The organism is Paenibacillus xerothermodurans (assembly GCF_002220865.2).
Lineage (GTDB): Bacteria > Bacillota > Bacilli > Paenibacillales > NBRC-103111 > Paenibacillus_S > Paenibacillus_S xerothermodurans.
The window spans coordinates 318,864-343,049 of record NZ_NHRJ02000001.1; the positions used below are offsets into that span (position 1 = coordinate 318,864).

At 52.4% G+C, this 24,186-nt stretch carries 22 protein-coding genes; 3 read left to right on the top strand and 19 right to left on the bottom strand.

Annotated features, from left to right (window positions below):
* Nucleotides 1–50: 50 nt before the first annotated feature.
* The 14 genes from ffh to CBW46_RS01535 form a co-directional block, all read right to left on the bottom strand.
* Nucleotides 51–1,424: a signal recognition particle protein gene (gene ffh, locus CBW46_RS01465; protein ID WP_089198252.1), complete on the bottom strand. Its 1,374-nt coding sequence runs from the start codon at nt 1,422–1,424 to the stop codon at nt 51–53.
* Nucleotides 1,425–1,479: 55 nt separating this feature from the next.
* On the bottom strand, nt 1,480–1,830 hold the full coding sequence (locus tag CBW46_RS01470; protein ID WP_089198253.1) for a putative DNA-binding protein: 351 nt from the start codon (nt 1,828–1,830) through the stop codon (nt 1,480–1,482).
* 734 nt (nt 1,831–2,564) lie between these two features.
* Complete coding sequence (gene ftsY, locus CBW46_RS01480; protein ID WP_089198255.1) at nt 2,565–3,572, bottom strand: signal recognition particle-docking protein FtsY; 1,008 nt, start codon at nt 3,570–3,572, stop codon at nt 2,565–2,567.
* A 209-nt stretch (nt 3,573–3,781) separates the two neighbouring features.
* Nucleotides 3,782–7,354, bottom strand: coding sequence for a chromosome segregation protein SMC (smc, locus tag CBW46_RS01485; protein WP_089198256.1), 3,573 nt, complete (start codon nt 7,352–7,354; stop codon nt 3,782–3,784).
* 135 nt (nt 7,355–7,489) lie between these two features.
* Complete coding sequence (gene rnc, locus CBW46_RS01490; RefSeq protein ID WP_089198257.1) at nt 7,490–8,188, bottom strand: ribonuclease III; 699 nt, start codon at nt 8,186–8,188, stop codon at nt 7,490–7,492.
* A 60-nt stretch (nt 8,189–8,248) separates the two neighbouring features.
* Nucleotides 8,249–9,487, bottom strand: coding sequence for a beta-ketoacyl-ACP synthase II (gene fabF, locus CBW46_RS01495; protein WP_089198258.1), 1,239 nt, complete (start codon nt 9,485–9,487; stop codon nt 8,249–8,251).
* Nucleotides 9,488–9,604: 117 nt separating this feature from the next.
* Nucleotides 9,605–9,841 (bottom strand): acyl carrier protein, encoded by a 237-nt coding sequence (acpP, locus tag CBW46_RS01500; RefSeq protein WP_089198259.1) that lies wholly within the window; start codon nt 9,839–9,841, stop codon nt 9,605–9,607.
* 125 nt (nt 9,842–9,966) lie between these two features.
* A complete protein-coding gene (gene fabG / locus CBW46_RS01505; RefSeq protein ID WP_089198260.1) occupies nt 9,967–10,707 on the bottom strand; it encodes a 3-oxoacyl-[acyl-carrier-protein] reductase in 741 nt (246 codons plus the stop codon).
* Between the two features lie 36 nt (nt 10,708–10,743).
* Nucleotides 10,744–11,682: an ACP S-malonyltransferase gene (gene fabD, locus CBW46_RS01510; protein WP_089198261.1), complete on the bottom strand. Its 939-nt coding sequence runs from the start codon at nt 11,680–11,682 to the stop codon at nt 10,744–10,746.
* A 27-nt stretch (nt 11,683–11,709) separates the two neighbouring features.
* A complete protein-coding gene (locus CBW46_RS01515; protein WP_089198262.1) occupies nt 11,710–12,696 on the bottom strand; it encodes a beta-ketoacyl-ACP synthase III in 987 nt (328 codons plus the stop codon).
* Between the two features lie 3 nt (nt 12,697–12,699).
* Entirely contained in the window at nt 12,700–13,704 is a 1,005-nt protein-coding gene (gene plsX / locus CBW46_RS01520) for a phosphate acyltransferase PlsX (protein WP_089198263.1), read from the bottom strand.
* Nucleotides 13,688–14,284 carry a transcription factor FapR gene (gene fapR, locus CBW46_RS01525; RefSeq protein WP_424445854.1) on the bottom strand — a complete coding sequence of 199 codons (597 nt, stop codon included), beginning with the start codon at nt 14,282–14,284 and terminating at the stop codon, nt 13,688–13,690. The genes plsX and fapR overlap by 17 nt, the downstream gene beginning before the upstream one ends.
* A 184-nt stretch (nt 14,285–14,468) precedes the next feature.
* Entirely contained in the window at nt 14,469–14,642 is a 174-nt protein-coding gene (gene rpmF / locus CBW46_RS01530) for a 50S ribosomal protein L32 (protein WP_089198265.1), read from the bottom strand.
* 48 nt (nt 14,643–14,690) lie between these two features.
* A complete protein-coding gene (locus CBW46_RS01535) occupies nt 14,691–15,206 on the bottom strand; it encodes a YceD family protein (RefSeq protein ID WP_089198266.1) in 516 nt (171 codons plus the stop codon).
* Between the two features lie 147 nt (nt 15,207–15,353).
* Between CBW46_RS01535 and CBW46_RS01540 the strand changes: the two genes are divergently transcribed.
* Nucleotides 15,354–16,589, top strand: coding sequence for a nucleotidyltransferase (locus tag CBW46_RS01540; RefSeq protein ID WP_089198267.1), 1,236 nt, complete (start codon nt 15,354–15,356; stop codon nt 16,587–16,589).
* A gap of 16 nt (nt 16,590–16,605) precedes the next feature.
* On the opposite strand, the gene CBW46_RS01545 is transcribed toward CBW46_RS01540, so the two are convergent.
* Nucleotides 16,606–17,712, bottom strand: coding sequence for a SepM family pheromone-processing serine protease (locus CBW46_RS01545; RefSeq protein WP_089198268.1), 1,107 nt, complete (start codon nt 17,710–17,712; stop codon nt 16,606–16,608).
* Nucleotides 17,713–17,851: 139 nt separating this feature from the next.
* Between CBW46_RS01545 and CBW46_RS01550 the strand changes: the two genes are divergently transcribed.
* Nucleotides 17,852–19,153 (top strand): nucleoside recognition domain-containing protein, encoded by a 1,302-nt coding sequence (locus tag CBW46_RS01550; RefSeq protein ID WP_089198269.1) that lies wholly within the window; start codon nt 17,852–17,854, stop codon nt 19,151–19,153.
* Here the strand turns inward: CBW46_RS01550 and coaD are convergent.
* The 4 genes from coaD to CBW46_RS01570 form a co-directional block, all read right to left on the bottom strand.
* Nucleotides 19,150–19,650, bottom strand: coding sequence for a pantetheine-phosphate adenylyltransferase (gene coaD, locus CBW46_RS01555; protein WP_089198270.1), 501 nt, complete (start codon nt 19,648–19,650; stop codon nt 19,150–19,152). The genes CBW46_RS01550 and coaD overlap by 4 nt on opposite strands.
* Nucleotides 19,651–19,686: 36 nt before the next feature.
* Nucleotides 19,687–20,238, bottom strand: coding sequence for a 16S rRNA (guanine(966)-N(2))-methyltransferase RsmD (rsmD, locus tag CBW46_RS01560; protein WP_089198271.1), 552 nt, complete (start codon nt 20,236–20,238; stop codon nt 19,687–19,689).
* A gap of 351 nt (nt 20,239–20,589) precedes the next feature.
* Nucleotides 20,590–21,204 (bottom strand): nitroreductase family protein, encoded by a 615-nt coding sequence (locus tag CBW46_RS01565; RefSeq protein ID WP_089198272.1) that lies wholly within the window; start codon nt 21,202–21,204, stop codon nt 20,590–20,592.
* A gap of 170 nt (nt 21,205–21,374) precedes the next feature.
* A complete protein-coding gene (locus tag CBW46_RS01570) occupies nt 21,375–23,771 on the bottom strand; it encodes an S-layer homology domain-containing protein (protein ID WP_089198273.1) in 2,397 nt (798 codons plus the stop codon).
* Between the two features lie 115 nt (nt 23,772–23,886).
* On the opposite strand from CBW46_RS01570, the gene CBW46_RS01575 reads away from it, so the two are divergent.
* Nucleotides 23,887–24,186, top strand: a complete 300-nt coding sequence (locus CBW46_RS01575; RefSeq protein ID WP_424445724.1) for a YrzA family protein — start codon at nt 23,887–23,889, stop codon at nt 24,184–24,186.

Here is a 24,186-nt window from a genome sequence, read left to right on the forward strand (position 1 = left end):
AATCACCTCCCACATAGAATAAGGATTCGGTGAGGACAGCTGAAAGCTGTTTAACCGAACGGGAACTTCATTCCCTTACCGAGCTTGCCCTTGAGACCCTTTAGGCCTTTCGCGCCTTTAGGTCCCATCATACCGGAAAACTGCTTCATCATCTTGCGCATATCATCGAACTGTTTAATAAAACGGTTCACATCTTGTATCGAGTTACCGCTGCCTGCAGCAAGACGCTTGCGGCGGCTCGGATTCAGCAACACAGGATTTTGCCGCTCTTCCTTGGTCATTGATTTCACAATGGCGGCCACACGTGCCATCTGCTTATCGTCGACCTTAATGTCCTGCATCCCCTTCATTTTACCGGCGCCCGGCAGCATACCCAAAATCTGATCAAGAGGACCGAGCTTCTTCATCTGTTCCATCTGCTCCAGGAAATCGTCGAAGGTGAACTCGGCGGTGCGCATCTTCCGCTCCATTTCCTTAGCCTTATCCATATCGATGCCTGCTTGGGCTTTCTCGATCAAGGTGAGCATGTCGCCCATACCAAGAATTCTGGAAGCCATACGATCAGGGTGGAACGGCTCGAGCGCATCCATCTTCTCGCCCATCGCTGCGAATTTTATCGGACAGCCGGTCACCGCTTTAACGGAAATCGCTGCACCACCGCGTGTATCGCTATCGAGTTTGGTGAGCACGACCCCAGAAAGCGCCAGCTGCTTGTGGAAGCTTTCAGCGACGTTGACAGCTTCCTGTCCGGTCATCGCATCGACAACCAGAAGCGTTTCATCCGGCTTGATGGCGTCAGCGATGTGCTTCAGCTCATCCATCAGTGCTTCATCAATGTGCAGCCGTCCCGCGGTATCCATAATGATATAATCGTTTCCGTTATCTTTCGCGTGCTGCAGCGCGTTCTTCGCGATCTCGACCGGGCTGACCTGGTCGCCCATGGCAAATACCGGTACTTTCAACTGCTCGCCCAGCACCTGAAGCTGCTTAATCGCCGCCGGCCGGTAAATGTCTCCTGCCACCAGCAAAGGCCGGTGATTTTGTTGCTGCAGCATCCTGGCCAATTTCCCGGCTGTGGTCGTTTTACCCGCACCCTGCAAGCCAACCATCATGATCACCGTCGGAGGGCGATTGGACCGGGCAAGCTTGCTCTGCGTACCGCCCATGAGCTCCGTCAGCTCTTTGTTCACTATGTCTACGACTACCATGGCGGGTGTGAAACTTTGCAGTACTTCCTGCCCGATAGCGCGTTCTTTCACTTTGGAAACAAACTCTTTTACGACTTTAAAATTGACATCCGCTTCAAGCAGCGCGAGTCGAACTTCGCGCAGCGCTTCGTTTACATCGTCTTCCGTTAGCTTTCCTTTGCCTTTCAGCTTGCTGAACACGTTCTGCAGTCGGCCTGCTAAACCTTCGAATGCCATGCGAATTCACCTCTTTCCGCGTTACTTTGAAATGTGACGCAGATCGCGTGAGCATTTAGTCCAAGCTGTGCAAATGCCCGAGCACGGATCTTGCGACCTGCCGCTGTCGCGGCGGCAGTTGTTCCGCCACCGCCGCGAGTTGCTGCAAAAGCTGCTGTCTTTGTTCGTGCTTGGCCAACAGCTGCAGCTTAAGCTCATAATCTTCTAATGCGGTCTCAGCCCGCTTTATATGCTCATATACCGCCTGACGGCTGATTTGGAACTCAGCAGCGATTTCGCCAAGCGAATAATCATCATAGAAATAATATCTCAAAAATGTCTGCTGTTTTTCCGTTAAAAGCTTTCCGTAAAAATCAACCAGCAGGTTCATCCGGTTTGTCTTTTCTAGCACGTTTTCTTCTGTCACAGTGCCTCGCCTCCGTTAAGGTAAAACACTTTACAGCACATAACAGTACATATCATACTGAAAACGAAGCAGGATGTCAAGCGTCTTTCCTTGTCACCTAAGATATACTTGTTTGAGCAGAAGTGATTGCGCCTGCGTGCTCGCGGTTACCACAATTTGAACCCGAGCACGATCACGAAGGAGCTTGCCGCTGGCGCAGCTGAGCCGCCGCATGCGCGGGATTGAAGCCCACTGCTTATGTGCTGGGCACGAACAGCAAGAATTGCTCCACTGCGCGAGACGGGCGGCACCCGTCAAATTACGCTTAGCCAAGTGCCAAACAACCGAAAACGGCATCACCATCGCCCAGCTGCGCTGCACGGCGTGACATTCTGTTGAATTGCGCGCCATGAGCCGCACAGACACGGGATTACCGCCGCTGCTGTGCGGCACGGCCTGATGCCCCGTGGCATTACTCTACGGCGTCAGCCATACACCGAAAACGGCATCACCATCGCCCAGCTGCGCTGCATGGCGTGACATTCTGTTGAATTGCGCGCCATGAGCCGCACAGACACGGCATTACCGCCGCTGCTGTGCGGCACGGCCCTGATGCCCCGTGGAAACTGGTCTACACCATGCATACTAGCGAGACCGTATCTGGCATCTGCACGGCAAGCCCCCAACCACATGAAGCTGCGCTCGTTTCAAACGGCTAAAGCCGGTCAATGCGCACATCGACCGGCCCTTAGTGCCTATACCTTTTGAGATTGTGTGTCCTCGTTCGCTTCGTCAGCGATCCACTTGCTAAATAGCGCGCCGACAAATTGCTCCGAGTCGAACGGCTGTAAATCATCCATTTTTTCTCCCAGACCAACGTACTTGACCGGCAGCTGCAATTCCTGCCTGATAGCCACCACGATCCCGCCCTTGGACGTGCCGTCCAGCTTGGTCAGAACCAGTCCTGTCAAGCCCGACTTTGCGTCGAACATTTTCGCCTGGCTGAGCGCGTTTTGACCGGTAGTTGCATCCAGCACCAATAAGACCTCATGCGGTGCTTCCGGCACCTCACGGCGGATCACGCGGTAAATTTTGTTCAGCTCTTCCATGAGATTCACTTTGTTCTGCAAGCGGCCGGCCGTGTCACACAGCAGAACGTCTACACCCCTGTTTTTGGCCGCGTGCAGCGCATCGTACATCACAGCTGCCGGGTCAGATCCCGCCTGCTGTTTAATTACATCTACGCCTGCCCGCTGTCCCCAGGCTTCGAGCTGCTCGATCGCGCCGGCACGGAATGTGTCTCCGGCAGCGAGAAGAACCTTTTTTCCCTGCGATTTCAGCCGATGCGCCAGCTTGCCGATGGTGGTCGTTTTACCAACGCCGTTGACACCGACAAATAAAATCACAGTGAGGCCGGAATCCGCCATACGGAGATCCGCATTTTCTTCCCCTTTCAGCAACGCGACCAGCATTTCCGAAAGAATCGGCTGCAGCTGGCTTGGCTCCTCGATCTTCCTTTTGCGTACTTCGGTGCGCAGATCCTCGATCAACTTCAATACCGTATTTACACCCACATCGGCGCCGATCAAAATTTCCTCCAGTTCCTCGTAAAAATCCTCATCGATTTTTTTCCGCCGACTGAACAAATCTTCCACACGCTCGACGAACACATCACGCGTTTTAGTCAGGCCTTCCTTGAACTTATTCGTGACTGCCTCGGTCTTCGTGGAAATACTGTCCTTTAACCGTTTAAAAAAACTCATGGGCTTCCGCCCTCCTCGTCTTATATTAGTTGATGATGCTCGCCAGCGGACGAACGCCCGCAGTCGGGGAAATCCCATGAACGCCACGCCGTCGGCAAACCATGTGCTACAGGGGCGGTACGGCACACCGAGCGTAATGGGCGCGGCACAACGCTCCGAGAAGGAATCCATCGGTATTAACAGCCGCCTCTCTCTTTCATGCAGGAGAGTTAGCTGGCGATGAACGCCTCGTCTTCCTCCAACCGGACGGATACCAGCTTCGATACGCCGCCCTCTTCCATTGTAACGCCATACAGGACATCCGCTTCCTCCATCGTCCCCTTGCGGTGAGTGACAACGATAAATTGAGTCTGTTGGGAAAACTCGCGCAGATATTCCGCAAACCGGGTCACGTTCGCTTCATCCAACGCTGCTTCCACCTCGTCCAAGACACAGAACGGCACCGGCTTCACGCGGATAATAGAGAAAAGCAGAGCAATGGCAGTGAGCGCTCGCTCGCCGCCCGAGAGCAGCTGTAAGTTCTGCAGCTTTTTGCCCGGCGGCTGCGCCACGATTTCAATACCCGTATCCAGCAGGCTGTCCGGCTCAGATAAGATTAAATCGGCACGTCCTCCGCCGAATAGTTTCGCGAACACCACCACAAAGTGCGATCGAATCGAATCAAATGTGACGCGGAAACGCTTGGCCATTTCCTCATCCATCTCGCGGATCACTTGATACAGCGTCGTCTTGGCTTCGACCAAATCATTCTTCTGCTCGCTTAAAAACTCAAACCGTTCATTGACGCGCTGAAATTCCTCTATCGCGCCGAGGTTCACCTCACCCAGGATCGCAATTTCCCGCTTGATCTCGCGCACGGCATTTTGTGCGCCCAATACATCGTCCGGCACAGGATAGCGCTCCTTGGCCAGCTCGTAGCTCAGCTCATATTCGTCTGCAAGCTTCTTTAACAAATTCTCAAGCTCGACATCTAAACGAGCTACCCGTACTTCCGCTTGGTGCAGCTGCTCTTCCACCTGACGCAGGTGGTTTCGCTCTTCACGCGTCTTGTTCTGCTCGTGCTCGAGCTTTTGCTGCCATTCGGTGCGCGAAGCTCGTTTCATATCCAGCTGTTCGGAACACTTCTGCTTCTTCAGCTTTAGGTCGTTCAGCTGTTCGATTTGCCGTACCGACTCCTGCTCGTGATTCGACATATCCTGTTCCAGCTGCTCCACTAAGCTGTGGTTTAAATCAAGCTCATTCTGCATGTCCGCCAGCTCGCTCTTTAAGCGGCGTTCCTGATCCAACAGCGACTGCTTTTCCTGAGAATGCGCAGCGACCTTGATTTTCAGGTCGGTGAGCTGCGTCTGCAGCTCCTCCTTAGCCTGTTCGCCCGCTTTACGGGAGAGCTCCGCCTCCCGGATAGCCTGCTGAACGACAGCCTCTTCTTCCTGCAGACGTTGCAATTTCTCCAGCGCAGCCGCACGCCTGCTTTCCAGCTCGCTCCGCTCCGTGCCCAGCGTGTCGCTGTCCTGACCATACAACGCCAGCTGCTCGGCAACTTGCTTGCTCTCTTGCTGCAGCGGCTGTAGGCCCGCCCGGATTTGCTGTTCTTCAATACGCAGTGTTTGACCTGCTTCACGCAGCTCTTCCAGTTTGCCTGCGTCCAGCATGATGTCCTTGCCCACCTGTTCCGCCTTACTGCGCAAGTGCTGCAGCTGCTTCTCCGACTCGCTGATTTCCTTATCCAGTTCTTCAATCTGCCGTTGCCGGCTCAGTAGGCTTGTCGTTTTCCTGTGCTGGCTGCCTCCTGTCATGGAGCCGCCCGGATTGACAACATCACCATCCAAGGTCACAATCCGGTACCGGTATTGAACTTTAGCTGCGATGCGATTCGCCACCTCCAGTTGGCTGGCGATGATCACGTTCCCCAGCAGGCTGCCTATGATGTTACGATACGTATCGTCAAATTGAACCAAATCGACACCGATGCCTACAAAACCATCCAGCCCTTCGATCGATCGCTTCTCCATCTCCGGTATGGATCGGCTGCGTATAACATCAAGCGGCAAAAACGTCGCACGGCCCAGCTGTCTCTTTTTTAAAAATCCAATTGCTTCCCGCCCGTTCACTTCGTTATCGACAACCACATGCTGCAGCGCGCCGCCCAACGCGGTTTCTACAGCGGTTTCCATGTGTGCCGGCACCTTTACCAGCTCTGCCACTGCACCGTGAATCCCGCGCAGGTCCCGACGGTCCTTGGCTTTCAGCACTTCTTTAACCCCATGCATAAAGCCGTCGTAATCATTAGCCATCTCATGCATTGTGTCACGTCGGGAAACTAAGGTATTCAGCTTCTGTTCCCATTTGCGCACAGTCGATTGCGTCTCCTCAGACAGCAGTTGTTTCGACTTCAGCCCTTGGCTGAGTGTCATATATTGATTGCGTACTGCATCGATCTTCTGGACCACCTCGGATAAACGCTGCTCCAGCTGAATCTTGCGGACCGCTATACTTTCCTGCTGATCCTTCCATTTGCGGCTCTCTTCCGTCAGGCGTTCTGAACGACGGCCGAGCGCTTCAAGCTGCTGCTCCGCATAACGGATTTCGTTACGGGCGTTCGCCATTTCATTCAGTGTCTCCAGCAATTCACCCTTCAGCCTGTCTTCTTCACCGCTGCCGATACCGCCAGCCACACCGAGCAGCCTGTCCTCTTCGGCTTTCAGCTTTGCCTGAAATATAATCAATTCCTCAGAAATCGCCGCGATCTTGTCTCGAAACAGCGTTAGATCCGCTTGCTTCTCGACTATTCGTTGTTCCTGCTGTGCAACCGCCTGCTGCAGCTGAGCTTGATTCGATGAATAGTTTTTCTTGCGCTCCTTTAATACCTCTCCCTGGCCCTCGCACTTCTCAAAATCCTCACTCAGCTGCAGTAAATGCGCCTGAAGCTGTTCTATCTCTTCTTCGAGCTGACGAGTTTGCCACCGATGCTTCTCCAAGTGTGCATCGTGCTGCCCAACAACAGTGGCCAGTTCAAGTTGCTCCTGCTTCAATGTCTCAAGCTTGGCGTTCGTCTGCGACCAGGAAGCATATATTTGTTCAATCTGGTATACGTACATGGCGATCTCATTGCTTTTCAGCTGTGCTTTCAGTTCTTTAAAACGGATCGCTTTTTCAGACTGCACGCGCAACGGCTCAATCTGGTCTTCCAGTTCCGTCACCAAATCGTGTATACGGAGTAAATTTTGTTCTGTTTCGTCCAGCTTTTTTTCTGTTTCGCGTTTGCGCGATTTATATTTGACAATGCCCGACGCCTCTTCGAAAATGCCGCGGCGGTCTTCCGATTTTGTGCTTAAAATTTCCTCGATGCGTCCTTGCCCAATAATCGAATAAGCTTCTTTTCCAATACCTGTATCCATGAACAGCTCCGTAATATCCCGCAATCTGCATGGCTGCTTATTAATAAGGTATTCGCTGTCACCGCTGCGGTGAACGCGGCGCGTTACCGTGACCTCGTTATAGTCGAGAGAGAGCGACTGATCCGAGTTGTCGAGCGTGAGTGAAACCTCTCCGTAATTGACCGCTTTGCGTGCATCGCTGCCGGCGAATATAATATCTTCCATTTTGCCGCCACGTAAGCTCCGGGCGCTTTGTTCACCCAGTACCCAGCGGATCCCATCGGAAATATTACTCTTACCACTTCCGTTAGGCCCAACTACAGCCGTGATGCCTTGGACAAATTCCAGCTCCGTTTTGTCGGCAAATGATTTAAAACCAGCCAGCTCAATACGCTTCAAAAACATTGTCTCACCTCTGCCGCTATTGTACCATACATGGCCTGGCCGTTGAACCTGCCCCGGTTCGCACCAACTGCACAAAAAAATGCACCGTAGTCAGCTGTCAAGCCGCTCCGATGCATCTGTGCTGTTGTTGACCAGCTACCGTATATCAACGTTCAAAGCTTCCAGCGCCCTTGCCGCCGCGTGCTGCTCCGCTTCCTTCTTCGAGCGGCCGCTGCCTTGGCCCAAGAGTGTATCATTCACCCAAACCTGCGCCACAAACTCACGTTCGTGGGCCGGCCCACGCTCGTCGACGATTTTATACTCCAAATTCCCCATCGTATGCTGCTGAGTGTACTCTTGCAGTTGGGTCTTGAAATCGACCGTCAGCAGCTTGCCTTGGTGCGGCAGGTTCGGAAAAAGATGCTTTCGAAGAAATACTTTCACCACTTCGAGCCCTTGATCCAAATATAAAGCTCCAATGAACGATTCAAAGACATCAGCAAGGAGTGCAGGCCGCATGCGTCCGCCTGTCAGTTCTTCACCTTTTCCGAGCAAAACATAGCTGCCGAATTCCAACTCCTCAGCGAAATTCACCAGTGACGGCTCGCATACGATCGACGCTCTGAGCTTCGTTAATTCACCTTCCGAGCGGTCGGGGTAAGTGTCATATAAATACTCGGACACGGTTAGCTCCAGCACCGCATCACCCAAAAACTCAAGCCGTTCATTGTCCTTGTGATTGCCGATTCTATGTTCGTTGACATAAGAAGAATGCGTGAATGCTTGCCTCAACAGCTCAGGCTTGCCGAACTGTATATCCAGCGCCGCCTGCAGTTTTTTCAGGTTTCGATGCATGCTATAACCCCCCCCCGACTTCACACCTCCGGTTACTTAGTATTAATCCCCAAAGATGAATTATTCTTCGTATTTTTGCAAAATGATCGTAGCGTTGTGCCCGCCAAAGCCGAAGGAGTTGGACATCACAACACGTAAGTCTGCCTGTCTTGGAGTATTTGGCACATAATCGAGATCGCACTCAGGATCCTGATTTTCAATGTTAATTGTGGGCGGGATATACCCGGTTGTCAGCGCCAAACCGCAGATTAACGCTTCCACCCCACCTGCAGCGCCGAGCAAATGCCCGGTCATCGATTTCGTTGAACTTATCGCGACTTTGTATGCATGGTCGCCGAGAGCCTTCTTGATGGCAGCCGTTTCAGAGCGGTCGCCTACCGGTGTGGAAGTACCATGGGCGTTGATGTAATCAATTTCTTCTACAGGGATACCGGCATCTTTGATGGCTTTCACCATGCAGCGTGCAGCGCCATCGGGATCCGGATCGGTCATGTGGTGCGCATCACCACTCATTCCGTAGCCAATCACTTCACCGTAAATACGCGCACCTCGCTTCTGTGCGTGCTCAAGCGATTCCAGGATCAGTATCCCCGAGCCCTCGCCCATGACGAACCCGTCACGGTCAATATCAAACGGTCTGCTTGCTTTCTCCGGCTCATCGTTGCGTGTGGACATAGCGCGCAGCGCGCAGAAGCCGGCTACGCCTGTCGGAGTAATGGTCGCTTCCGCTCCACCGCAGATCATGACATCCGCGTCACCACGCTGGATCATTTTATATGAATCTCCGATGGAATGCGTACCTGTCGCACATGCTGTGACCGCGGTGCTATTCGGTCCTTTGGCGCCGGTCATCATAGAGATTTGGCCTGATGCCATGTTGGCAATCATCATCGGAATGAAAAACGGGCTGACACGTTTCGGCCCCTTCTCGAGCAGGATTTTGTGCTGCTCTTCCCATGTTGACAGACCACCGATGCCTGAGCCTACATACACGCCAACCCGCTCAGGATCGGTATCCTGCTGTACGTCGAGCCCCGCGTCCTTGAGAGCTGCCAGGCTCGCAGCTACAGCAAACTGCACGAAACGATCCATTCGGCGAGCTTCCTTCTTATCGAAATACTGTGCAGGGTCAAAGTTTTTCACCTCAGCGGCAATACGTGTCGGATAGTCCGACACGTCGAACAATTCTATCATGCCAACTCCGGATTTCCCCGCCATCAGGTTGCCCCAGAATGTTTCCAGATCATGCCCTAAGGCGGTCATGACGCCCATACCTGTAATAACGACTCTTTGCTTCACTGAAACTCACCTCTATCTAAAATAACGACGTTATGTAAGCGGCTTGTATATAAAAACGTTCAACGAATCTTGAATGGAGATAAGTCCCGTCAATGGAGACAACGGGACTTATGTCACTTACGTATGAGATTTTTTTATGTACTCAACTACTTGACCTACAGTAGTGATTTTCTCTGCGTCTTCGTCAGAGATTTCCATATCAAACTCATCTTCTAATTCCATGACCAATTCTACTACATCTAGAGAATCAGCGCCTAAATCATCCTTAAAAGATGCTTCGAGGGTTACTTCAGCCTCATCAACACCAAGACGATCGATGACGATACGTTTTACACGATCCAAAACATCGGACATCCGGTTCACCTCCTCTTTGGTATTATACTGGACTTGTGGACAAATTACCAGTGAAAGCCCTCGCCCCTATGAAAAAAACCAGCTGTGCAAATAATCGTTAAAAAAGGCGAAGTCCTCACTGCGGCTCACATGTACATGCCGCCATCCACATGGATGGTTTGCCCGGTCATGTACGCTGCATCATCCGACGCGAGGAATCGGACGGCTTTGGCGATATCATCCGGTTGGCCCAGTCGCGCGAGTGGAATTTGCTGCAGCAGCTGCGTGCGGGTGTCCTCAGACAGCTGATTGGTCATATCCGTCTCGATAAACCCTGGCGCAACCGCATTGACGGTTATACCGCGAGAGCTCAATTCCTTGGCGGACGCTTTCGTCATCCCGATCACACCGGCCTTAGCGGCAACATAGTTGATTTGTCCGGGATTGCCTAAAACGCCGACGACCGATGAAATGTTGATGATGCGGCCATAACGCTGCTTCATCATGGGACGTGTTGCCGCTTTGATGCAGTTGAACACTCCTTTTAAATTCGTGGCGATAACCTGGTCGAATTCCTCTTCCTTCATCCGCATTATCAGATTGTCTTTAGTGATGCCGGCGTTATTGACCAAAATATCCAGACGGCCGTATGTTTCCAGCACAAGCTTGAACATGTCGTCGACATCCTGAGCGGAACTAATGTCCGCTTGCACCTGAATGGCTTTGCGCCCCATCGCTTGGATGAGTTCAGCCACCTCGGCTGCCGCCGCTTGGCTGCCGGAATAATTGACAGCCACGTCCGCTCCTGCCTCAGCCAGTGCTAACGCAATTGCACGGCCGATGCCGCGGGATCCACCGGTGACAAGTGCAGTTTTTCCAGATAGCATGCCATACCCTCCTTCTATCTCCCAAGGTAATTTTGGTTAAACAGCGGATTCCAGTCCAAATGTGTCTGCGGCTTCAACGCTGTTGATGGTGCACACCTTCACCGTGCGGTCTATTTTCTTGATCAGACCCGTCAGCACGCTGCCGGAGCCGATCTCAACAAACGTATCGACGCCTTGCCCGATCAACCATGTTACGCTGTCTTCCCAGAGCACGGAAGAGTGCACTTGATCCACCAATAGTGATCTGATGTCGGAAGGCTCGGCAACGGGGCGCGCGGTGACGTTGGCTACCACCGGTACGGCTGCAGACTGCATGGGAACACCAGAAAGCGCCTCGTGTAAACGCTCGGAAGCAGGCTTCATCAACGACGAGTGAAAAGGACCGCTAACCTCGAGCGGCAGCACCCGTTTCGCTCCAATGCTTTTCCCCTGTTCTACCAGCGCCTGAACCCCGGCCTTGCTGCCTGAGACGACAATCTGGCCCGGACAGTTCAGATTAGCGAGGTCGACCACGCCTGTTTCACGGCTAATCCGCTCGCACAGCTGTTTCAATGCATCTCTTTCAGCGCCCAGTACTGCGGCCATCGATCCTTGTCCGCTGGGTACCGCTTGTTCCATAAACTCGCCGCGCAGCCGTACCGTCTTCACTGCGTCCTCGAAGCTGAGCACTCCGGCGGTAACTAGAGCGCTGTACTCACCGAGACTATGACCTGCGACATAATCAGGACGGATTCCCTTCTCTTTGAATAACTCCAAGTAAGCTATGCTAGTGGTTAAAAGTGCAGGCTGTGTATGATACGTCATTTTTAATTCCGCTTCCGGCCCTTCGAAGATAATCGAAGATAACGAGAAGCCCAACGCAGCGTCCGCGCGGTTAAATATTTGTTTCGCCGCGTCGCTGGTGTCATAAGCATCGCGTCCCATACCTACGGCTTGCGCCCCCTGGCCAGGGAATACGAAAGCTATTTTTCCCATACCTGCCAACTCCCTTTCAAATCCGGATTACCAAACGATGACGGAGGCTCCCCAGGTCAAGCCGCCGCCAAAGCCAACGAGTACGAGCCGGTCGCTTTCTTGCACTCTGCCCTCTTCCACCGCTTCAGCCAGCGCAATCGGAATTGACGCGGCCGAAACGTTGCCGTATTTGTGCAGGTTAATCATGCACTTCTCTTCGCTGAGATCCAACCGATTCAGCGCCGCTTGTATGATGCGTATATTCGCCTGGTGCGGCACCAGCAGATCGATGTCAGTCTTAGTCATGCCGGCCTTACTGAGGGCTGCTTCAGCTGCATTTCCCATAATGCGAACGGCGAACTTGAACACCTCGCTGCCCGCCATGTAAATGAAATGCTCTTTATTGTCCAAAGTTTGCGCAGATGCCGGACGGCGGGAGCCTCCGGCGGAGACCTTTAACAGATTCCCGCCGGAGCCGTCGGCGCCGAGCTCGAATGACTTGAAGCCCCGTCCTTCCGGCACCTGTCCTAGCACCACCGCGCCCGCACCGTCCCCGAACAGAATGCATGTGTTGCGATCGGTGTAATCCGTTATTTTCGATAAGCACTCGGCGCCGATGACCAACGCATACTTGTACACACCCGTAGCGATAAAATTGGAGGCGTTGGCGAGCCCGTATATGAATCCCGAGCACGCCGCAGAAAGATCAAATGCCGCCGCTTTGCTCGCCCCCAGCTTGGCCTGCAACAGGCAAGCGGTAGATGGAAACGACATATCCGGGGTCACCGTAGCAACCACGATCAAATCCAGCTGCTCGGCGCTGATCCCTGCCGCTTGCACAGCTTTGACGGCCGCTTCGTACGCCAGGTCCGAGGAGGCTTGTTCAGGGCTCGCCAGACGCCGTTCACGCATCCCCGTGCGGGTGACGATCCATTCGTCGTTGGTGTCAACCATCTGTTCCAAATCCTGATTGGTTAAGATCCGATCAGGAACATATTTTCCAGTTCCAATGATGCCTACCGGCACTAAGCTCATAGGTTACAACTCACTTCCATTACTGATTTCCGTGGAAATACTTTGAACCACGTCGTTCTGCACCGCGATCCGAGCCTGCCGCACCGCGTTTTTGATCGCATTCGCATCCGATGACCCGTGGCTTTTCAGCAGCAGTCCGTTAACGCCCAGCAGCGGTGCTGCTCCATGCTCGGAGTAGTCCATGTTTTTGCGAAATCGCACTAGCCCAGGCTTCAAAACCAGAGCGGCCAATTTTGTCGCGACACTTCTCATAAACTCGCGCTTTAGCACGGAGAAAACGACCGCAGCTGTGCCCTCGATCGATTTCAGCATCACATTGCCTGCAAACCCGTCGCACACGAGTACGTGGCATGGTGCGTTCAACACATCCCGCGATTCCACATTGCCGACAAAATGAACAGGGGCCTGTTCCAAAAGCGGAAACGCGGCTTTAGTTAATTCATTCCCTTTCATCGCTTCGGTACCGACATTGAGCAAACCGACCCGGGGCTCGCTCACTCCGTGCACTTTATTTCTGTAGATACTGCCCATGATTGCATACTGCCGCAGCTGCTCCGGTGAAGCATCCATATTCGCTCCAAGGTCGAGGCCCAGTACCCCAACACCGTCGACCGTTGGGATCATTGCCGCGAGTGCCGGGCGATCTATGCCGCGGATCCGTCCAACTACCAACAGTCCGGTGGTCATAAGCGCGCCAGTGTTGCCTGCGGATATCATCGCATCTGCTTCGCGCTCCGCAACCATTCGTCCGGCCACCACCATGGATGCGTCCTTTTTACGGCGTACAGCCTTTACAGGCTCGTCATCGGCTGCTATGGTCTCTGCCGCATGCCGTATCTCCAAATTGCTCGGCCGCGCACCGTGTTTGCCAATCAATGTCTCGAGTCGTTCAGCGTCTCCGACCAAAATGACGGTGGTGTCATTCCACTCCCTGGCAGCTGCCAGCGCACCGGATACCGTGACATCGGGGGCATTGTCGCCGCCCATCGCATCAACCGCTATCCGCATCAGGCTCTCCTCCCTCTGAACGGTTCTTAGGTGAATGATAAATAATGAAATTCCCTTGGAACACCACTTCCTCCCCCACGTACGTGAAAACCTCCACCTTGGCTTTGCCCTTGGAGATGGAACGCACATAGGCTTTGGCGACACATTTTTCACCTAGATGTACCTGCCTCACAAAGCGGATGTCCGCTGCTGCCGTCAGAGCGATAGGGTCGTTAATGATAGCTACCGCCAAGGAGTTAGCCTGGGAAAACACGTGGTGCCCGCGGGCGATCTTCGTTCTTGAGAACACATGCTCATCTGTAATCTCGAACATAGAAATTCCGCTTTTATCCAGCTGCAAATCAATCACGTCACCGATCACCTCATGCAGGGGCAGCGAACGTACCTGATCATAAGATTGCTCCGCCATCAGCTTAATGCGTTCCCGCAATTCCGGAATGCCAAGCTCAAGCCTATCCAATCGTATCGTTTGGATGCTCACTTGAAAAATGCGCATCAGCTCATCGTCTGTAATAAAAGGGTTGTCCTCGATAGCGCGCGCCAACTGCTGTTGCCGTTGACGTTTGGGAAGGCGTTCGATGTCACACACCGCCTTATCTGTGATCTGTGTGTTCTAATTCTGGTATGGTCCGCCATGATTATGTAAGTATATCTTAAGACCAAGTAATAAGAGATAGTATAATGGATTGCTTTGGAAAAGGGAAGTAAAAAAATAGTACCTCACCCCCGGGGATGAAGTACTATCATTGTCCTGTTCGCAAGAATTATTGCTTGATGATTTCTCTTTTCTTATACGAACCGCACACTTTGCAAACGCGGTGAGCCATTTTCAATTCACCACAATTGTCACACTTTACCATGCCTGGCACTTCTAATTTAAAGTGAGTACGGCGCTTATCGCGACGAGTCTTGGATGTTCTTCTTTGAGGTACTGCCATATTCCCACCTCCTTCAACTAGTTCACAATGGTTGCTCTGAGTAACATACTATTCCTTAAAGAAATCCGCCAGTCCTGCAAGCCTCGGATCAATCTTCTCATGCTTGCAGTCACAAGCCTGCTGGTTTCGGTTTGCGCCACATGTCGGGCACAAGCCTTGGCAAGCTTCATCACACAGCGGTACAAAAGGCAAGGCGAGTAGAACATTTTCTACCACAAAGGGCTTCAAGTCTATTTTCTCATCCGTGACGAAGTGTGTTTCGTCCTCCTCGTCCTCGGGCTCCGATTCATCTGCGACTAAGGCAAACGTTTCGTCAAAAGGAATCTCCAGCGTTTGTTTTACCGGAGTTAGACACCTCGCACAGGGCTGCTCAACGTCAACTACTAATTGTCCGCCTACTTCAGCAACATCATCTTCCGTCATGTACCGTGCGTGGAGGTGGACGTGCAGCGGTCCGAAGCTCAATACATCGCTGCGGTGCTGTAACACATCGGTCAAATCGATGGTCTCATCAATATGTACCGTTTCACCTTTTTTCGCCAACTCTTTTAACTGAATTAACATGAGCATCACTCCAAACAGACAAAGATTATTATAGCGATATTTATTCTATTTTGTCAACAATTTCAGAACATGCTATATTGAGTTTATTAATAAGACCTGAGCTGGGGCGCACCGCGTCTTCACCAAACAAGTAAAAAGGAGCGGCTTATGAAAACCGTGGGCCTGATCGTCGAGTACAATCCGCTGCATAACGGCCATTATTATCATTTCCAACAATCGAAAAAAAGCTGTGAAGCCGATGCCGCTATTGCAGTAATGAGCGGACATTTCCTGCAGAGAGGCGAACCGGCGGTCGCGGGCAAATGGGCGCGTGCCGAAATGGCTCTTCGTATGGGCGTCGACCTGGTCATCGAGCTGCCGGTCGCTTATTCCGCTCAGCCGGCGGAGTGGTTCGCTTTTGGCGCCGTATCGGCCCTCGCCGCGACAGGCGTTGTAGACACGCTGTGCTTCGGCAGCGAAATTGGTGACATCGGCTGGTTGCAAGCCGTAGCCGACGCCATGCATCAAGAAACGGAGGCGTTTCAGTCGCTTCTTCAACAGCAGCTGAAAGCCGGCGTGCCGTATCCGGCTGCGTATGGTAGTGCAGTGGCGAGATATGTGAAGGGAACCGACCCGGCTGAGCTGGCACAGCCGAATAACACCCTTGGCTTACATTATTTAATCGCCTTGCGGAGACTGCGCAGCCCTATTCAACCGGTGTCTGTGGCGCGTCAAAAAGCAGGCTACAATCAGGTCGACATTACGGATAACGCAATCGCCAGCGCTACCGCTGTGCGGCGCATCATGTTCGAGCAGGGGGCGCTGGCCGAGATCGCTCCCTATGTGCCGGAAGCAACAATGGCAATTCTTGCGCGGGAGCAAGCTGCCGGCCGTTCCCCGATCAGTTGGGATCGCTATACGAAGCCTCTGCTCCTCCAACTGCTGCATCACGGTTCTGCCGAGCTGGCAGCCTTCCATGAAGTGAGCGAAGGTCTGGAGCATCGGATTAAGCAGGCGGTGTCCGGCCTCAGTCTGGGCGGTGAGCATGTGATAAATGATCTTATTGATCTGCTTAAGACGAAGCGATACACACGGACGAAGCTGCAACGCATGCTGCTCAGGATATTATTGAACCACACCAAGGAACAACTGCGCCCGGCGGTGTTGGCCGAAGGTGTGCCATACCTCCGAGTACTCGGGTTTAGCGATAAAGGCCGTGCGCTGTTGAAGCGCATGAAAACAGCCGCCAAAGTCCCGATTGTCACGAAAGTCACCTCTATGACCGGCACGTGTCCGTTATTGCAGATGGATATCCAAGCAACTTCCGTTTACGCACTGGGATTCGAAGCCGCTTCTGAGCGAGAATTATTCCGCGACTACTACGAGCCGCCGATCCGGCTGTAGCAGGTGCACACCGTGTTTAACCGTTCGCCGCTGCCTTCGGCGGCAGCACACTCAAATACTGCAGAGCATCGTCAATGGTACCTACCGGAACGACCTTCATTCGAGACTGAATGTCCTTCGCCCGTTCCTCCGCCGCAGAGAAGTTCGGTATGATCTGACCGTTCGGGGCGGTGTAATCCTTCGGTGCAAAAAATATTTCCGCCCCGGCTTTGTCCGCAGCGATTATTTTATGCTGAATGCCTCCGATAACGCCTACTTCACCTTGCGCGTCAATGGTGCCCGTCCCGGCAATCTTATAGCCTTTGGTAATGTCCTCCGGAGTCAACCGATTCACTATCTCTAATGCGAACATCAGTCCCGCCGATGGGCCGCCTATTTCTCCAGCCGTGATGGTCACCTGATGCTTGGGATCGTCCGCTTGGATGCTTTGGACATTCACGGACACAATACCAAGGCCCGCGCGCGGTGCACGTTGTTGCTCACCTGTAGTGCCGTCCGCTGTCGGAAGTACGGCCAGCTTTATCTCAGCGGAGTGCATCTCATCTCCCCTTTTGTAATCGATCTTCACGGCGTCCCCGGCCTGCCGCTCTTTCAAAAGCTCAAGCAGTTCTTCGGTCCGCCGCACGGGCGTGTCGTCCACTTGCACGATGGAGTCGCCTGGTCGAAGCACTTCATACGCCGGAAAATCCCTAAACAACTGCATCACCACTACCCCGTCATTTCGTATGTGATACGGTATACCTAGTTTATGATACGCAGCCTCAATAGCACTTGACTGTGAAGTAAGCATGCTCACTTCCTGCCGCTGTGTATATTCCTGTTCAGATTCATTGTCGCGAAGCAATTCGCCTTTACTTCTGAGCTCGTCATACGGCTGCACCAAGGAGAGCAAGTAGCTGAACACCGATGCACTGCTGACCCTGACCGTGGTGAGCATGAATGTGCCCCTTTCCTGCGCGCCGGTCTGGTGCGTTTGCACCATTGGTTGAATGGTTTCCGCTGTGCCGGCTGAAAAGATATACAAAGGCAGCGGCAAAAAATATACCGCGTAAACAAGCGCGATTGCAATAAAGACGGAAACGACAACCCGAGATGCTTGTCTGACTTCTCTGTAGTTTCCCATGTTGAATATATCCCCCGTTCACCGCGAGAGCCTGTTACATCATAGCAGTGAGGAGCTAACCGTAGGATTGGCCTGCTTGGTCTAAACCATTCAAACCATGCGTAAACATGTACCATCCTGTTATCCGGAGTTGGTTGTCATGTTGAGCTTGAAAACGGTCTCCTCCCCGCGTCTAACCACCCTGATTCTGGGCGGTTTGGCTCTACTGCTGGTAATTTATATCATTCTATTCCCCGATGAAGCATTCCAATCGTCGCTGCAGGGATTGTCGATCTGGTGGAAGCTGGTGTTTCCCGCCCTGCTGCCGTTTCTCATCCTGACGGAAATTTTGCGCGGCATGGGCGTGCTCCATGGCCTGGGAGCGCTATTGGAGCCGCTGCTGCGAATGCTGTTCCGTCTACCCGGCGTAGGCGGTTGGATTTTAGCTCTAGGTTTGACCGCGGGCGCCCCGAGCGGCGCTATCGCTGTAGGACAATTACGGCGAGACAAGCTGGTCACGAGAGATGAAGCCGAAAGACTGCTGGCCTTAAGCCATCTGCTAAGTCCAGTTTTTCTCATTACCATCGTCGGAGTCGGCTTTCTGCATGACGCAAAGAGCGGGCTTGCACTGGCGGTAATACATTATGCGTCCGCACTTTTGGTCGCTTTCATCGAACGCTTCACATATGTGCGCCGAATCGCCGAGCGACAGGTTGTACTTAATCGGCGCGCAGCGGCGCACGCCGTCCCGCGGGACGGATTGTTCGTCAAAAGCGCTGCTGCTCTCCGCGCGGCCCAAGCCGCTGACGGGCGAACGTTCGGCAAGCTCTTGGGCGACTCCGTAAGCCATTCGGTGCAGCAGTTGATGGCCGTGGGGGGACTCATTATGATATTTTCCGTTGTCATCCATGTTGTGACATTAAGTGGATTTCTGTCTTCTGCCGCTCAGGTTCTGGCCGTGTTTGGACTCGGCGCTGCAGCTCAGACTCAAGAGCAGCTTGCCGCCATTACGCCAGGGCTGCTTGAAGTGCATTTGGGTGCTTACGCGGTCAGCCAGAACAACGTATTCTCCCACGCCTGGCAGTACGCTCTGTTGAGTGCCGTGTTTGCTTGGGGCGGGCTGGCGACGCATGCGCAGGTACAAAGCTTTACTCTTAACACCGATATTCGCTATTCCGCTTTTCTCCGGTCACGTCTACTGTTGTCCATCATTGCTTCAGTAGCAACCCTCTTATGCTGGAACCGGCTTTACGACTGGATAGCACAAGTAGACACCCCCGCGTGGCTGACCGTATCCGCGCAAGCTTCTGCCAACTGGACGTGGCAAAATGAGAATTTATGGCCGCTGCTAAGCCCGTTAATGCTGTGGTTCAGCGGTATTTTACTGTTGATGCTCACACTGTCCGTGTTTATCGCTTTCTTTTTCCGTGACAACAACCGTGGTCACAGCAGCGAGCTTTAGCCTCTGAATTTGGCGCGAATCGCCTGCTCCACTTCAGCCGGAACCAAGTCCCCGACCGGACCATGAAAGCGGGCAATTTCCTTAACTATGCTTGAACTCAAAAATGAATATTTAGGCGTCGACGCCATGAAAAAAGTTTCAATGTTTCCGTCCAATGTGCGGTTCGTCGAAGCCATCTGCAGTTCATACTCAAAATCGGATACCGCCCGCAGGCCGCGCACAATCAGGTGCGCGTTTTTTTGCTTCATATAATTGATCAGAAGATCACGGAAGCTGTCAATTTCGACATTAGGCAAATCCCGGGTAACCTGCCGCAGAAGCGCTGTCCGTTCATCTACGGTGAAAAGAGGATTTTTGCTGGTATTGTTTAAAACCGCCACGATCAACTTGTCAAAAACTTTTGATGCCCGATGAATGATATCCAGATGCCCGTTCGTCACCGGATCGAAACTTCCCGGGTAAACTGCTGTTTTGATGCCGAAATGAACCGTTTCCATGTCGCTTGGCTCCCCCTGCCTTTTCCCTCGATATCATCATTCGTACTTGTAAATTGTGACTGCAGTATCCCCATACTCAGCACGCCTCGTCCATCGCAGCCGGCCTATGGGCTGGCTGTAAACATCTTCCGCATCATGCTCAAGCACAACAATTGCCGTGTTCGTCAGCATGTCAGCCTCATCCAGCTGCAGCATTAAGTCCTGCAATACTTTCAAACGGTATGGCGGATCCAGAAACACCATATCGAAACGGACCTGCCGTTTGCTCAGTGCCCTGATGGCTCTTGCCGCGTCATTGCGGTAAATTTCCGCTTGCTCAGTGAAACCGGTTACCTGCAGGTTGTGCCTTATCGTTTCGACGCTTTTTTTATCCACATCCGTTAGCACCGCCCGGTCCATGCCTCTGCTCAGCGCTTCGATGCTGAGCCCGCCGGTGCCGGCGAATAAATCAAGCACCTGGCCTCCATCGAAATACGGCCCGATCATGCTAAAAATCGCCTCCTTCACCTTATCGGTCGTAGGACGCGTCCCTGTGCCCGGTACGGCTTTTAACGGCCTTCCCTTGGCTGTGCCTGAAATTACTCTCATGCGCTCCACCTTCTACTGGATAGTCACCCTATCGTACCATAAACGGAAACCGTTGCACAAAATTTTATATGTGCTATGTATACTTTAGGAAAAAAATGTCCATCCTTGTATTATCGACATCCGAAAATGTCGTAGACAACCGTGGAGAAGACTTACGTTCCCCATAAGCTCTTCATCCGGTTTCTCCTCTCCCATGAAGGGGCTCGTCGTGAGACGGGCCCCGAATTTATTTATACAGCTTACCGCACGCCATTGATAGACACGGTTTTTGTTATGTGACACCAGCACTGGCAGGCTGTATTAAATGCAGATTTTCTTAATTTAAGCTAGCGGGCAAAAAAAGAAGCCGGTTTACGGCTTCATCGTTCCTTTGAATATAACTTCTTTCAACGGACGACGGCTGGTCGGCACGTCCATGTCCCGAAGATTTGGCGGAAGCTGATCTTTATCGCCTGGGTAACCAAGCGCAATTACTACATGCAGCTCAAAAGAATCCGGCACGTTTAACAGCCGTCGTGCTTTGTCGTGATCGAATCCGCCCATAGCCCGAGTGGTTAATCCAAGCAAGTTGGCCTGAAGCGCGATAGACCCCCAAGCGGTACCGGCGTCAAAGGAATGTGCTCCATTCAGATCTCCGTTCGGTCTACGCTTGTCCGAAGCCAGCAAAATTAGAACAGGCGCGTTGGCCGCCCAAGTGTTGTTGAATTCGTTGATAAACTGATGAAACACTGTCAGTTGTTCTTCCGTGTGTGCGTAAATAAACCGCCACGGTTGATCATTGTAGGACGAAGGAGCCCAGTGCCCCGCTTCCAGCACCGTGAACAAATCCTGTTCCGTTACTTTGCGATCGGACAGAGCGCGCGAAGACCAGCGGTTCAAGAACTGAGGGTTAACCGGGTATTCCGATTTGCGGTGACCTGCCACTTCAGGTGCCACCTCGTTGACTGTGGAATTGACATTACTCATCTATGTATTCCCCTTCCCTAATTTCACTTACTTATTTTAAAATAGCACATGATTTTATGTATATCAACCACTTTGGTGCGAGAACATCAAAAGAGTCCCCCTGTAGGGACTCCAAGAAGAGCTGTCGAGACGCTATTTATGCATATCGTAATAAAGCAAAAATTGTTGTGCTAATAAACAGGATGAGCAGCCGGTTCTTGTAGTTCGGATCGCACTTGTAGAAATTTATAGAAGATGGTGGCCGCTTGTGCCCGGGTTACCTGTACGTTCGGAGAGAATTTGCCGCCCTCGAGCGACATGATGGAGAGTGCGTTAACTATAGCGATTGAGCCTTTGGTGGGAATGCCATCCACGTCGGTAGCCTTTAAGGTGAATAAGCCTTCCACCTGCGACAGCTGGCGGTAACCCAGGCCGCGTACGATCAAATCTGCGATTTCAGCCCGACTCAGCGTGCCCTCCGGATAGAATGTGTCGGAAGAGCGGTCGATCAGCTTGCGGTCAATCGCATTTTCTATATACGCAAAGTACTTGGAGTTTTTAGCTACGTCGGCGAAGCTTGCTGTCCGCTCGGCATACAGTCCTGCGCCAACGGGATAGTAGCCGCCATTCAGCGCCGTGAGCAGCATTTTGATCATTTCGCCGCGCGTGATCAAACCATCCGGCTGCACCTTGCCGTCGATCACGTCCAAAGCTTGATAATCCAGCATCAACCTCAAGGCCTCTTCAGCCCAATGCCCCTGAATGTCCGTTGGTTCTGCCGTCACAGGCTGCACTACTGCATTGGTGTCCCTGTGCTTCCATTGGCCTGTTACCGCATCCAGGTAAATCGGCTCAAACAACTGGGCCTTGGGCTTCAGATTGTAAGCCAGCTTCGTCTCCGGCTTCTCGGCCTGAGCATCGTGCTTTATCTCTCCTGCAGCTACCATCGTGTTATATTTTTCAACCGGCAGGGCCATCGCCATACCTTTATAATTTAAGCTGCCTTTGTGAACTGTAATATACTGCAGTTCGATATCATACAGCGACAACAATGTCTCCTTAGCCTGCTCAGCGGTGATCGTCTGCGGCCGTGCCGAAGGATACCTGGTAGGCGTCACATTACTGTGATACTCCACAATATCGCCGGTTTTTCTGTCCAAATTGATGTTGGCCGACTCATATTCAGTGTATACCCCGTTAACGATACGCCTGAAATTAAAGCCGATATTAGTCATTTGCTGCATCACAGGCATCGAAGCGGAGTCCGCCTCAGGCTGCAGCCACAGTTCGTGAGCATAAGTGGGAAGCAGATTTTTAACATACTCTGTCGCTTTGTCCTTCAACTGATCACGGCTTAGCATCTCCTTGCCCGGCTCGGTGCCTTCGCTCGATCGTAAAGGGCGATAATCCTGCCTGGTATAACGCAGCACCGCTCCGCTGTTGCTGTCGACTGAAGCGTGAATGTTAGGGTGGTTATTGGCAGCCCCGGCAGCGGTTGACCAACTTAGTTCCCATTGGCTGGATGCGGTACCGGTACGCGGATCAATATTTTCCTGATACGACGCATTCTCAAGCTTGGCGTCCGCTGGAAGCGGGAGCTTTTGTTTCACCAGATCAGCAGCCTGCTCCTTGGTCAGCTTCAGCGGCTCCTTCGGCACCTCCGTTAACGGCCGTTCACTGACCAGGGTCATGGCCGGCACCGACTCTTTAGGTATACCCGAGGGGAGCAAGGCTGCACCGGTGTGGGCATCCAACATAAAGGCATCCATCTGGTAAGAGAGAAGGGGTTCAGATGTGCCTGAACCAGCCGGCGGCAGCAAGTACTGCAAACGTACTTCGGCGAGCTTTTTGAACTGTTCGGCCGCTTGTTCCGTACTAATTGGCTTGTCGGGCGGCACGAAGCTGATAGCCGAGTTCCAATCCACATTATAGGAGTTAATCTTACCTTCCCCATCCACGGTAACATGAATTGAATTTTGCGGAAACACAATATTGTTAGCGGTTCTTGCAAAACGAAATGTATATTGCGCGTTGCCCGCGAGAGGCTTGCGGTTGTGATGACCGGCTTCCTTGTAATATGTTAGATGTTCTTTTTTGTCAGGATTCAGCTTGGCAATGTAATCCCAGGCGATCTGCTTCGCTTGTGCCTGGTCCACTTTCGGCGGAAAAACAGGTTTTTTGCCGGGATCGTTTTCGTGTATATAGTGGGAGAGCAGCTGCCCGGAATCGGAATCCACCGACACGCTGATGTTGCCATAATGCCGCTTATCATCCTGTTTGGTGAAGGATAAGTGCCAAGATCCTCTGCTGCCGCGCGAGCCATATTTATCTGTGTGATAATTGACTCCCTGCAAAGCATAGTCTCCCGGAACCGTAACATATTGTTTTGCCAGTTCTATCGCTTGCTCACGGCTGATTCTCGTATCTGCCGGTGGTGGTGCCTCCTCGCTAGCAGCGGGTGCTTTTGATGGAACTGACATACTTGCCGCTGGCAACGAGCTGACAGCTCCCGGTGTCACAGCTGCAACCGGAGTGGTGGAACCGAACAACAGTACCGTAGTGATGCACGTAATCCCTGCTTTCTTCATAGCTGGCGACTCCTTTCTCTACGACCAGAATGGCCAATCATCGCATATAACGCTTTCATGATGGAAAATGTTGCACACATCGGGAGGCATTCAGGAGGAGGTGGTAACTTTTAATATGAACCAAGTCGAACGAACATTCCCTTTGCAAAATTTGTTATACTTGAATATTGGTAACGACAAACCGATTAACCACGAGGAGCGGATCATTATGGGATTTATGTTAGACAAAATCGAAACAAAAATTGAATTTTTTGAGGCCTACGACTTGACAGCGCTGGAAAAGCAGATCGACGACCAGATCGAAAATAATAAAGCACTGCTATTGGATGTACATTCGATCAGTCATCATGTGACATTTCACCCGGTGCACAACAGGATGTTGTACAGTGCGGTGGTGCATTTTAAAGCTAAATAA